Below are 12,243 nucleotides of genomic sequence, written 5' to 3' on the forward strand. Positions count from 1 at the left end.
TCATCACTTATGAGTCATCAGTCATTAGTCATTAGTCATTAGTTATTGCTCGTTGCAATAGTAGAACTTTGAACTAATGACTTTTGACCGCACAGCAGCGATGTACAGATAATTTTTTTCTGTCTCTTCCCTCTTCCTTCTTTCTTCTTGCTGATGACGTTGTACGGAAAGCTCGGAAGCAACAGCAAAACATGACTAATGACTAATGACTAATGACTTCTTCCTTCTTCCTGATGACGTTGTACGGAAAGCTCGGAAGCAACAGCACTGATGACTGATGACTAATGACTGATGACTGATGACTAATGACTAATGACTAATGACTAATGACTTCTTCCTTCAAAATCCCATTACCAACTAGCAATTTATCATGCAACAAATTCCAACGATAGATCCAGAAAAAACTGCTCTCAATTACCACCACAGCGCCGAAATAGAAGGGCACGAAGAGCATCCCGACCACCGAATTTTAGGGGTGATTGTGTTCTTGGGCGCTGAAGGCATGATATTTTTCGGTATGTTTGCGGCCTATTTGATTTATCGAGCGATGGCCCCGGCGTGGCCGCCTGAAGGTACGCCCGATCGCGAGTTATTGCTGCCGGGAATTAATACCATAATTTTGATTGCTAGCAGTTTTGTGATTCATAATGCGGATACTGCAATCAAAAAGAATGATGTGGCGGGTATGAGGAATTGGTTGCTTGCAACTATCCTCATGGGCGTAGTGTTTTTGTGCGGTCAGGTTTACGAATATACTCATTTAGAGTTTGGCCTGACAACTAATTTGTACGCTAGTTGCTTTTACGTTTTGACTGCTTTTCACGGCTTGCACGTTACGTTTGGAGTGCTGCTGATGGCCGGGGTAGTTTGGCGATCGCGCGTGGAAGGTCATTATTCTAGCGAACACCACTTTGGCATCGAAGCGACCGAGATTTACTGGCACTTTGTCGATGTGATTTGGATTGTTTTGTTTGTACTGCTGTACGTGATTTGAACCTGTAGGTTTTTCTACTTAGGGAGCAGGCAAGAAGGCTGCCCCACCAGAAATTAATATGACCCCCCGTTGGGGGTTTTTTATTGTTTGCAAAGTGCGATCGACCTTTATATCGTTTCCGGTTGCATCGGAATGATTTAACCTTACTAGAACACAGAGAACACAGAGAGATTAGAGAGAAATGAATACAGGACGATGAAGAGAGGAATTGATATTACTCACTTTCTGAAAGCCGATCGCCCTAAACTACGCTAAATTAAAAGAAGCAATTGCCTATCAAACAGCATTGAAAAAATTATGCAGTGCGAATTGTGCGATCGACAAATGGCAGCATTAACCGCCCATCACCTCATCCCCAAACAAAACACCAAGCGGAAAAACGAAGATCCCAGCCCGACGATCGACATTTGCTCAGCTTGTCACCGCCAGATTCACTCTCTATTTGAGAACAAACACCTCGCCCAAGAGCTCAACACCCCAGAAAAGCTCAAAAATGACCCCCAATTCCAGAAATTTCTCTCTTGGGTGAAGAAACAAAAAACCGACAAACGCATTCAAGTACACGGCAAAAAAGCTTGACAATGCAAAACTAGCACTCAGATATAGCCTTTTTCAGAAAGATGAGGTACTATGCGGCATGGGGCATGGGGCATGGGGCATGGGGCATAGGGCATGGGGCATGGGGCATACCTCACCACGCTTGATAACCGCTATATCTAGTCCCAAGGTTCGATCGTTCGGACTTTAGTCAGCATTCATCAAGGACTAAAGTCCGAACGATCGAACCAATTTTATTGTTTTTAATTAATACATAGCAATTGCTCAAACACCGGGTTAGGGCTGCTGAGAAAGCTCGTGAAACTTGCGATAAAGCATCCTCTCTACCCGCTTTCCTCCCCGCAAATGTTGCTCGGTAATTGCCGCAACTTCCTCAGCAAAAACCCCACTGTACCAAACCTCTTCGGGCAGCACCAACACCATCGGCCCGTTGCCGCACTGTCCCAAACAACTGCTAGCAACAACTTCAACTTCTGAGGGGGACAATTTCTCAAACGCTGCTAGTACCTTTGCTGCACCTTGCTTGCGACAAGTGCGGTTTTGGCAAACAAGAACTCGCCTAGAAGATTCTGTGATTTTCATGTTTTTTTACTTGACATTCGACTACATATATGCTATTTTTTTATCATGGGAATAGGTGCGGCCATATATAACCAAATCTGACGATCGACCTTTTAAGGCTAACCATTGGCTCGCCTAACATGAATTTTTGATAAATCGGTTAACCGCAGATTTCAAGCCGATGCAACACCGATTGACGCGGATAATTTCCCGATACTTTGGGACTTTTACAATCTTGCCCGCGCTACAAGGGTTTTTTCACCCAGATTAATCTCGATACACCTGTGTAATACGGAGGCTAATCTGATGATAAACCTTTTGAGGCCAACCATTGGCGATCGAACAAACGCGACTGATACCTCGCCCCGCCGTCGCAGAGTACCGTAACAATCCTATGTCCAGGGCCCATTTGCTTCGCCAAAGCCACCGCCGCCCCCACATTAATCCCCACAGAACCGCCCATAAATAGCCCTTCTTTCCTCAACAATTGATAAATCACGCGGACAGCTTCAGCATCATCAATTTGGATAGCATCATCTACCGGCGCATTCTCCATATTCCCAGTGATGCGGCTGGTACCAATTCCCTCAGTAATCGAACTACCTTCAGTCTTAATTTCCCCAGTTTTGAAATAACTGTAAAGCCCGCTGCCCATCGGGTCTGCCAAAACAACTTTAATCGCGGGATTTTTTGATTTCAAAAACATTGCTACACCGGCAAAAGTTCCGCCCGTACCCGTCGCAGCCACCCAAGCATCAATTTTGCCCTCGGTTTGTTCCCAAATTTCCGGCCCCGTTGTCTCGAAATGAGCGCGGCGATTGGCTAAATTGTCAAATTGATTTGCCCAAACGGCATTCTCCATTTCCTCCGCCAATCTTCCAGACAATTTGACATAATTATTCGGGTCTTTGTAAGGAACAGCGGGAACAGTCCGAACTTCCGCGCCCAAGGTTTTCAAAGCATCGATTTTTTCTTGGGATTGAGTATCGGGAATCACAATCAAACATTTGTAACCTTTGGCGTTGCAAATGTGTGCTAAACCGATGCCCGTATTGCCTGCAGTGCCTTCTACAACAGTGCCGCCCGGTTTTAACAAGCCTTTTTCTTCGGCATCTTGGATGATGTAAAGTGCGGCCCTATCTTTAACGGAACCGCCGGGATTTAGAAACTCTGCTTTGCCGAGAATTTCGCAACCTGTTTCATCGCTGAAGCTGTTTAACCGAATTAACGGCGTGTTGCCGATAGTGCCTACAAAGCCGCTTTTGATATCCATATTTTTTACCTGCTGCATTCTATTATTTAGTCTGATAATAAGTTGATATTTATTGCTGTGCTACCAAATTTTGCTCATATTGAGTACGAATCCCGGCAAAACTGGGTCGCCGCTGACTGTCGCGGGATTGTCCAAACATTCCTCTGGCAAATCGGGACGGTAAATGTAAACTCGGCGATTTTTGCGGTCTATTAACCAGCCCAACTGCACTCCTGGTTCTCTCATGTATTCTTGCATTTTTTCTTGCAGCGGCTTGAGATTGTCTGAAGCAGACCTGAGTTCTACTACAAAATCCGGGCAAATAGGTGGGAATTTATCTTGCTGTTCTGGTGACAAAGCATTCCACCGTTCCAGTTTAATCCACGAGGCATCTGGAGACTTGTCACCCATTGAAAGCTTAAATCCCGTACTGGAGTCAAAACAGATACCGGTTCCATCTTGTCGGGTCCAAATATACAACTCTCCAAAGACGCTACCGCTGCGATTTCCTGTTGTTCCACCAGTAGGGGGCATAATTAGCAATTCTCCCGATTTGTTGCGTTCAATGCGTAACTCACTATTGATTTGACAGAACTCGAAAAAATCTTCGTCTGTCATTTGCAATTTGGGCGGTATTCGCAACAGGATTGTTGATGTCAACATCATTAATTTCCTCAATCGCTGTTTGTAATGAGGACTTCAGTCCTCAATAATTTAATTTGTTTGTAGTGAGGACTTCAGTCCTTAAAAATCAAGAAGGACTCAAGTCCTCACTACGAACCTCTTTGTAAATTAAACCTATTTATTCGGCTGAGGAGTCATCCGCAAATAAGGCTTAATCGGCGTGTAACCTTTAGGAAATTTCTCTGCCAACTCTGCGGGGTCGGTAATCGAAGGTACAATGACGCAATCGTCGCCATCTTTCCAATCAACTGGAGTCGCAACGCTGTATTTGTCAGTAAGTTGCAGGGAATCAATTACTCGCAGAATTTCATTAAAATTCCGACCGGTGCTCGCCGGATAAGTAATGCTCAAACGCAGTTTCTTTTCTGGGTCAATTACAAAAACGGTGCGGATTGTTAAGTTGTTGAGGGAGTTGGGATGGATCATGTCGTAAATGTCGGAAACTTTACGATCGCCATCTGCTAAAATCGGATAATTGAGGGTGACGTTTTGAGTTTCCTCGATATCTTTAATCCAACCCATGTGAGAATCTACATCATCGACGCTGAGGGCGATGGTTTTCACGCCACGTTTGTCAAATTCCGACTTGAGACGGGCGACTGCACCGAGTTCGGTGGTGCACACTGGGGTATAGTCTTTCGGGTGTGAAAACAACACCACCCAACTATCGCCGGCCCAGTCGTAGAAATTGATTTCCCCTTTAGACGAGGCTTGGGTAAAGTTGGGAACTGTATCGCCTAATCGCAGTGACATAACTGATTTCCTCTAATTTTATTTAACTACGGTTCTCTATCATCCCATAATTGCCCGGTTTATCGATCGCACTGTAAATGATTCTAAACTTTTTGGTCGATCGCCCGCCGATTCCATTACTGTAATCTATAGCCCGCCTTGTACCGCTAAATTTTCTGGCTATGCTTTACTTTTTGCTTCAGGCAATACGGCCTATTTTAGTTCCGCTGTGTTTTGTCTCCGCTTGGGCTTTAGTTTTTTTGCTGTGTTCGAGTGTCGGGCGCGCTGTCGCCGACTCGGTGCACAGAGCTGGGCGGATGCACCAAATCCCTTGCGCTAACTGCGTATTTTTTACCGGTGACTACCACCTCAAGTGTCCCGTTCAGCCTACCATAGCTTTATCTGAAGATGCGATCGACTGTCCTGATTATCGATCGCATTCGGGAACTTACGGTTAAAAAATCGATCGCCTTTTTAAACATTTCTTAATATTCCTCGCTTTTTCAATTAAACTTAAATTGCGATGGAGAGATTTTCAGGAGTGTGGAAAGAATGCTAATTCAAAAGCTCAATGACTGTGACGAGTTTATGGCTGGCGACGGTACTCAACTGCGAGAATTGCTGCATCCAGACAAACAAGCTGTGGATTTGCGTTACAGTTTAGCCCGCGCCACTTTGCCAGCGGGACAAACTTCGGCGCTGCACTCCCTGACAACTTCTGAAGTTTACTACATCCTCAGCGGCGTTGGGGAAATGCACATCGATGATGAGACTCAATTGGTGCAAGTCGGAGATGCAGTTTACATTCCGCCCAACGCCAAGCAGTTTATTTACAACTGCGGCCAAGAACCGCTAATATTTATTTGTATCGTAGATCCTGCGTGGCGAAAGGAAGACGAGACAATTTTTCAGTAAGTGTCGATAATTCTGTTTTAACAACTTTAACAACAACAGCACCCAGCCATATATACCGAGTGATTTCCTCTTTTTCAACTTTGATTCGGAGCTGCAATAATCCTCGGATTAACTTGCATTTCTCCCTTCTAATTAGTTGAGGAAGTATCAGCTTTGTTGGTGGGTGCTGCTATTGGTTTTTAATGAGACAGATGTGAGATTAAACAGCGTTTTACTCCTTAGATTCTATTGTGAACTTCGCTGTGGTATCTGGATGTGGTATCTGTCAGAGAAGCTTTTTGTTCGCTTCATATTTTTAATTTACCACCTTTTTCAAGAAGCGCAAGTACCTGCAACTAAACTTTACAAAAGAAGTCATTAGTCATCAGTCATTAGTCATTAGGAAGATGGAAGAGGGAAGACAACCCTCTAGGGGCGTAGATAATTGCGGAAAATTGTGAAGTTAAATGAAGCATTGAGCTTTGTGGATGCCCAGGTAAAATCCTAGAGTTCGGCTGTGGTTGCTGCTGCGAGAAACAGGCATAATATTTTTATGAAAACAACCAAACTCATCAAACTGTGTGTTTTATCGCTGAGCATTTTCCTGCTGTGTAGCAATGTGATAGCGACAGCAGAACCGACTGTGAAGCCTCAACCCCAGCAAACTTACACTAACCAAGAGATTCTGCAACAGTTGGTGAAGGCGAAAATTGTGTATCTGGGAGAAACCCACGATAGCGAGGCAGACCACCAAGCTCAACTGAAAATTATTCGAGAAATGCAGCGGCAAAATCGTAAAATTGCGATCGCCCTTGAAATGTTTCAGCGTCCGTTCCAAAGTGCGATCGACAACTACTTAGCTGGTAAACTGACAGAACAGCAATTAATCGAGCAAACAGAGTACGATCGCAGATGGCGATTTCCCTGGGAATATTACGCCCCAATTTTACGGTTTGCCAAAGAAAATCAACTACCTGTGCTCGCCTTAAATACACCCTCGGAAGTCACGAGAAAAGTTGCCAGTCAAGGTTTAGAAAGCCTCACAGCAGAAGACAAAAAATACATTCCGCCAACATCCGAAATTCGCACCGACAACGCCGAATACCGGCAAATGCTGCTAGAAGTTTTCCAACAGCATCAAAAAGCTGGAAAGGGAAATAGTACGGCTTTTGAAAGATTTTTGCAAGCCCAAGTTTTGTGGGATGAAACTATGGCCGAAAGTATAGCTGAATTTGTCAAAGCTAACCCCGACTATCAAGTTGTAGTGTTGGCGGGGAAAGGGCATATTATTTACGGTTACGGCATTCCCAGCCGCGTCGAGAGGCGTTTGGGAGTCGGGAAGGTAAAAACGCGATCCGTTGTATTCAATTCCAGTGAAAATCCTACTTTGTCGGCAGAAAAATCCATTGCTGACTTTGTTTGGCAGCACCAAGAATAGTAAAATTTTACTCGGAAGCAATTATCCCTAAAAATCAATGACAAACAGACCAAAAATACTGGCATTTGCCGGAAGTACCCGCGAAGCATCCTACAACAAACTGCTGGTAAAAGTTGCGGCGGCTGGGGCTAGGGCGGCGGGTGCAGAAGTTACCTATGTAGATTTGCGCGATTTGCCGATGCCGATATTTGATGAAGATTTGGAAGCAAAAGAGGGAATGCCAGAAAATGCCCGGAAGTTGAAGGAATTGATGATAGCGCATCACGGGTTTTTGATAGCTTCCCCTGAGTATAACAGTTCGGTTACGCCTGTGTTGAAAAATGCGATCGACTGGGTATCGCGCCCCGCACCGGGCGAACCGGGATTGGTGGCATTTACTGGCAAAGTAGCGGTAATTATGAGTGCTTCCCCTGGCGGATTTGGCGGTTTGCGGGGATTGGTTCATTTGCGCTCTATCCTGGGGAATATTAGCGTGTTTGTTCTCCCGGATCAGAAAGCAATTCCCAAAGCTTTTGAAGCGTTTAATGATGACGGTACGATGAAAGATGCCCAACAGCAGGAATCTGTGGAAAATCTCGGTGCTAAATTGTCGAATATCCTGTCTAAATTAATCGCCTAAGGCGATAAATTGATTTGGCAGTAGGGACACAACATTGTTGTGTCCCAATCCTAATCTTTGTTATTTTACTTGCTGTATAAACTACGTGCATCTGGGCTATCCCGATCGCGAATCGCGTCCTAAAAATTGCTACAATTATATAGCGGTTATCAAAAAAGTGAGGATAGCCCAATGCCCTATCCCCTATCCTATCCCGGATAGTACCTCATATGAGAGCTTGAAAGGCTATAGTTGATTGCTGGTGATTCTCACCCCAAAATTAACATGACATTCACCGGAAATCCAAACTCAGCACCTGTATTACTGACAACCAAAGAAGCAGCGGTAAGCTGTTGCTCATATAGATTGTGTATGGCGATGGAGGGGGAGAGGGGGAGAGGGGGAGAGGATTTGAGGATTTTTGATTGTCATCAAAATATACAATTTAAATGCAGAACAGCTTAGCCAAAACCAGCAGCCGCGCTTTAGCATCGCACTTAGAAAATCATCCGTCTGACGAATCCCTGAACTCGCAGAAAGATTACCACAAATTTTACCACTACCGCATCACCCGATCGACCTAAAGAAAACCACCCGATCGCACATTGGCAGAAATGCACAAGAGCAAGCATAATTTAACCATCGGTCATCGGTCGGTTATACTTGTTACAAACCGCACGGCAGGCGTGGGAGACTCCTCCGTCACACCTGCCATGCAGTTTTATTTAAAATTGTCCGATTGGGCATCCCTGCACTACGATAAAACAGGTTCGAGGCTACATTAATATCAGCCCATTTTCTTTTTCTTCCAAGCTTCCACAAACGGCAAAAATACCGACACTAACTCCTGCCGGTTCATTACCAAAGTCGGATAAGAAACCCTCCCGTAATTCTTCCCCACTTCCAACGGAAAAATCGCCTGGGACTCCAGCGGCAACCAAACCGCACCCGCAGCCTTCACAATTACCCAACTCCCGGCAATATCCCAAATTTTCGGAGTCGCTTCCACGCCTCCCATAGCCACACCCGAAGCCACCATCAAAAAATTGTAACTAGCCATCCCCAACATCCGAATTTTACTCGGAAGATGAGGCCCAATTCCCACACTGCGAGAACACAAATTAAAAATATGATTTCCGCTCATTTTATCAGGATTAGGGCGAATTGGGCGATCGTTTAAAAACGCACCTTGAGGCATATTTGTCAATACCTCATCTCCCGCCAAATCCTCTGCATAAAAACCATGAAAAGTTTGATTTAACGGCGGCAAATGCACGCAGCCAAAAACCGGAGTTCCGCGATACAATAAACCTAAAGAAATCCCCCAAATTGGAATTCCGCGAGCAAAATTAGTCGTAGCATCCAAAGGATCGACAACCCAACACCATTCAGTATCGGGGAAAACCTGTTCCCCTTCCTCGCTCAAAATCCCGTGGCTGGGAAACGCAATTGCGATCGCATTTCTAATTTCCGCATCCGCCCAATTGTCAGATTGCGTAACCAAAGTGCCATCATCTTTCTCATCCGCTTGTACGCAACCGAAATCTTTCAAAAACTGCTGTCCGATTGTCTTGACAGTAGTTTGAGAAAAAGTCAAAATAGAGTTCCAAAAATCTTGCATTTCACTAAAAATTAACAACTAACGGAGATGGGGAGAGAACTCTCCAATTACCAATTTCCATTCCCAAATGACTGATGACTGATGACTGATGACTACTGACTACTGACTACTGACTACTGACTACTGACTACTGACTACTGACAAAATATCAGTCTAGTTCATTTTCAAGAATAGTGGCGATCGCACTTTTAGCATTATCCTGAAACTCCCGCACATCCACCCTACCCAACAGCCAAACAGCCAGAATCATACCCACCGCCGGCACAGCAAACACTAACCCGTAAGCCAACATCGGCACCCCAAACAAACTCCTGCCAAAATCCAAAATAGCACCGCCGCTAACAGTCGCCACACCCCGCGCCATCGCCTGCGACAAACCCCAAGCACCAATAAAAGTCCCCGCCGTTTCTGCAGCAGTCAAATCCAACATCAAACTTAGCGCACCAGTCGTCGTAATTCCTGAAGCTAATCCGAAGCACATTAAAGCCGACTTAAACACAATTGGATTACCAGTAAATCCCGATAAAATAATCAAGCCCAAACAAGCAGCCACCGACAAACAACCCAATCTAATCGTATTTTGCTTGCCGATGCGCGGCACAATTAAAAAACCAGTAGCACTCAAACCAAAAAGCACACCAGTACCGTAAATAGCATTCAACCGCGTAGTTTCCGAAATCGGCATCTTAAAAATTTCCCCGCCGTAAGGTTCCAAAACCGCATCCTGCATAAACAAGCAAATTGTCATAATCAGCAGGAAAGTAAAAAACAAACCGGTTTGACGGCTAGCAGTCAAAATCCGCAGCGCACTTCCCAGGGTAATTTTATCTTCTCGATTCACTGCGCTCGATCGCACCCCGTACCGCGAATACTTTTTCTCAACCCCAAAAGTTGCAACCGCCACCAACAGCAAAACAACTGCCGGCACTTTTACAAACAAACCATTAATCGAAGCCTGCAACACTTCCCGCGGCACATCCCCATCAATTTGCTTCAGCAAACCGCTGCTGACAATCGCCCCGATAATGATACCAACCATCAGCATCGACCATACAACACCAATCAACTTCGATCGGTCTTCCTCATCGGAAACATCCACCAACAAAGCAGCAAAAGGAGTCGAACTCGAACAAATCGCGATACCGTAAACTGCAAAAACCAAACCCAACAAACCCACCCAACCGTAAGTCGGAGTCGTCCATCCCACAGCCTCCAAACTGTCGCCCAAGCACCACATCACCTGCACCGCCAAAAAAGCCGAAATTACAAACAACAGCCCTCCCAGCCACACGTAACCCGTGCGGTGATGCCCGAACAAAGGCTTAGCATCAGACATTTGCCCGAACCACACCCTAGCCGGAGCGACAAACTGGTGCATCGCCAGCGTACCAGCCACCACAGTAGCCGGAATCGCCAACTCCTTAATCATCACGCGATTGAGTACCCCCAGCGTCAAAATCGACATCATGCCCAGCCCCATCTGAAACAAACCCAGCCGGAACATAGTCAGCAAATTAACCCGCTTTGGGGCCACAGTCGCGGAATCTGTTAATCTAGAATCTGGCAAACGGTCGATCGACATAACTATTAAAATAAATACAGCATGACTCATTTATAGTAACTGAGATACAGCCACCTTTCCTCCCAAAGCCCGAAGCTCAAATGCGATTATTCGTATAAATTCATATAAAAATAAAGAGAATCAATAACTGTGGATTTACCAACCGTGACAACCATTACCCTAGGACAAAACGGCCCAGCCGTCATTCCCCTGTGCGTCGGAACTTGGGCTTGGGGCGATAAACTATTTTGGAACTACGGCAGCAACTACGGTGCCACCGAAGTAGAAGCAGCATTCAAAACAGCCCTAGACGCAGGAGTCAACTTTTTCGACACAGCCGAAGTCTACGGTAACGGCTTGTCAGAAGAATTGCTGGGACAGTTTATCAAAAAAACCAGCCAACCCGTCCAAATAGCCACCAAATTCGGCCCCGTACCTTGGCGGATTACCGGAAAATCCGTTTCCGACGCTTTGAGTGCCAGCTTAAAACGCTTGCAAGTAGAACAAATAACCCTCTACCAAGTCCACTGGCCCTTCACTTTTTTACTGAGTCAAGAAAGCCTAATGAACGCCTTAGCAGACGAAGTAAAAAAAGGCAGAATTCAAGCAATAGGAGTCAGCAACTATTCAGCAGAACAAATGCGAGAAGCCCACAAAATACTCGCAGCCAGAGGCGTACCCCTAGCAACAAATCAAGTCCGTTATTCATTGCTGTCGCGGCAAGTAGAAAAACAAAAAATTGTCAGTACCGCCTCGGAATTGGGAGTAACAATTTTAGCTTACAGCCCCTTAGCCCAAGGATTGCTGACAGGTAAATACACCGCCGAAGAACAACCGGCAGGAGCCCGGAAACTGGATTCCCGCTTCAGCAAAACAGGCATCGAAAAAATCGAATTAGTCATGTCCACCCTGCGGAAAATGGGCAAAAAGCGATCTCGCACGCCCGCCCAAGTAGCCCTAAACTGGCTAATAGCCCAAAACGGAGTCATCCCCATTCCCGGCGCCAAAACCGCAAAACAAGCCCAAGAAAATGCAGGCGCATTAGGTTGGACTTTAAGCCAAGATGAAGTCAACCAACTAGAGCTAATGACACGTCCTTGGCTAGAATAAATTTGTTAATTGTTGACTGTTGATTGTTGACTGTTGACTGTTCGCCGTAGGTTGGGTTTTAAGCTGTCGCGCATTTTAATTGCATATTCAGGCCGGGTAGGATGTCCATCCCACAAGAGTTTTATTGTTTTTTGACATACAGTTTAAATGCCGCAACAGCTTACTTCCCTCTTCCTTCTTCCTGATGACATTGGACGGAAAGCAGTTGCCAGTTGTCAGTTGTCAGTTGTCAGTTGTCAG

General features: G+C 45.4%; 14 protein-coding genes. 8 read left to right on the plus strand and 6 right to left on the minus strand.

Translation table 11 applies throughout. The features are described from left to right. Positions 1-370: 370 nt before the first annotated feature. Both QUA97_RS16280 and QUA97_RS16285 read left to right on the plus strand, forming a co-directional pair. A complete protein-coding gene (locus QUA97_RS16280; RefSeq protein ID WP_194068231.1) occupies positions 371-994 on the plus strand; it encodes a cytochrome c oxidase subunit 3 in 624 nt (207 codons plus the stop codon). Positions 995-1,291: 297 nt separating this feature from the next. Continuing rightward, complete coding sequence (locus QUA97_RS16285; RefSeq protein ID WP_194068232.1) at positions 1,292-1,573, plus strand: HNH endonuclease; 282 nt, start codon at positions 1,292-1,294, stop codon at positions 1,571-1,573. Positions 1,574-1,828: 255 nt separating this feature from the next. Here the strand turns inward: QUA97_RS16285 and QUA97_RS16290 are convergent, their stop codons facing one another. The 4 genes from QUA97_RS16290 to QUA97_RS16305 all read right to left on the minus strand — a co-directional run bounded on the left by QUA97_RS16290 (position 1,829) and on the right by QUA97_RS16305 (position 4,802). Then, the gene (locus QUA97_RS16290) at positions 1,829-2,134 is read right to left on the minus strand and encodes a (2Fe-2S) ferredoxin domain-containing protein (protein ID WP_194069526.1); all 306 of its coding nucleotides are present in this window, start codon (positions 2,132-2,134) and stop codon (positions 1,829-1,831) included. 277 nt (positions 2,135-2,411) lie between these two features. Further along, complete coding sequence (locus tag QUA97_RS16295) at positions 2,412-3,386, minus strand: cysteine synthase A (RefSeq protein WP_194069528.1); 975 nt, start codon at positions 3,384-3,386, stop codon at positions 2,412-2,414. Between the two features lie 60 nt (positions 3,387-3,446). Further along, positions 3,447-4,028 (minus strand): Uma2 family endonuclease, encoded by a 582-nt coding sequence (locus QUA97_RS16300; RefSeq protein ID WP_333195226.1) that lies wholly within the window; start codon positions 4,026-4,028, stop codon positions 3,447-3,449. Between the two features lie 135 nt (positions 4,029-4,163). Then, the gene (locus tag QUA97_RS16305) at positions 4,164-4,802 is read right to left on the minus strand and encodes a peroxiredoxin (protein WP_333195222.1); all 639 of its coding nucleotides are present in this window, start codon (positions 4,800-4,802) and stop codon (positions 4,164-4,166) included. 161 nt (positions 4,803-4,963) lie between these two features. Here QUA97_RS16305 and QUA97_RS16310 point away from each other — a divergent pair, with 161 nt between their 5' ends. The 5 genes from QUA97_RS16310 (at position 4,964) to QUA97_RS16330 (ending at position 8,295) form a co-directional block, all read left to right on the plus strand. Next, a complete protein-coding gene (locus tag QUA97_RS16310) occupies positions 4,964-5,239 on the plus strand; it encodes a hypothetical protein (protein WP_194069534.1) in 276 nt (91 codons plus the stop codon). A 94-nt stretch (positions 5,240-5,333) separates the two neighbouring features. After that, positions 5,334-5,696, plus strand: coding sequence for a cupin domain-containing protein (locus QUA97_RS16315; RefSeq protein ID WP_333195223.1), 363 nt, complete (start codon positions 5,334-5,336; stop codon positions 5,694-5,696). Between the two features lie 532 nt (positions 5,697-6,228). After that, positions 6,229-7,113: a ChaN family lipoprotein gene (locus tag QUA97_RS16320; RefSeq protein WP_194069538.1), complete on the plus strand. Its 885-nt coding sequence runs from the start codon at positions 6,229-6,231 to the stop codon at positions 7,111-7,113. A 37-nt stretch (positions 7,114-7,150) separates the two neighbouring features. Then, positions 7,151-7,732 (plus strand): NADPH-dependent FMN reductase, encoded by a 582-nt coding sequence (locus QUA97_RS16325; protein ID WP_194069539.1) that lies wholly within the window; start codon positions 7,151-7,153, stop codon positions 7,730-7,732. A gap of 428 nt (positions 7,733-8,160) precedes the next feature. After that, a complete protein-coding gene (locus QUA97_RS16330) occupies positions 8,161-8,295 on the plus strand; it encodes a hypothetical protein (protein WP_255515909.1) in 135 nt (44 codons plus the stop codon). A 203-nt stretch (positions 8,296-8,498) separates the two neighbouring features. Here the strand turns inward: QUA97_RS16330 and QUA97_RS16335 are convergent, their stop codons facing one another. Both QUA97_RS16335 and QUA97_RS16340 read right to left on the minus strand, forming a co-directional pair. Then, positions 8,499-9,332, minus strand: coding sequence for an inositol monophosphatase family protein (locus QUA97_RS16335; protein WP_194069541.1), 834 nt, complete (start codon positions 9,330-9,332; stop codon positions 8,499-8,501). Positions 9,333-9,480: 148 nt separating this feature from the next. Continuing rightward, a complete protein-coding gene (locus QUA97_RS16340) occupies positions 9,481-10,914 on the minus strand; it encodes a BCD family MFS transporter (RefSeq protein WP_194069571.1) in 1,434 nt (477 codons plus the stop codon). A gap of 144 nt (positions 10,915-11,058) precedes the next feature. Here QUA97_RS16340 and QUA97_RS16345 point away from each other — a divergent pair, with 144 nt between their 5' ends. Continuing rightward, the gene (locus QUA97_RS16345) at positions 11,059-12,003 is read left to right on the plus strand and encodes an aldo/keto reductase (protein ID WP_194069573.1); all 945 of its coding nucleotides are present in this window, start codon (positions 11,059-11,061) and stop codon (positions 12,001-12,003) included. Positions 12,004-12,243: the final 240 nt, after the last annotated feature.

It is taken from the genome of Microcoleus sp. CZ3-B2 (assembly GCF_036705055.1).
Classification (GTDB): Bacteria; Cyanobacteriota; Cyanobacteriia; order Cyanobacteriales; family Microcoleaceae; genus Microcoleus.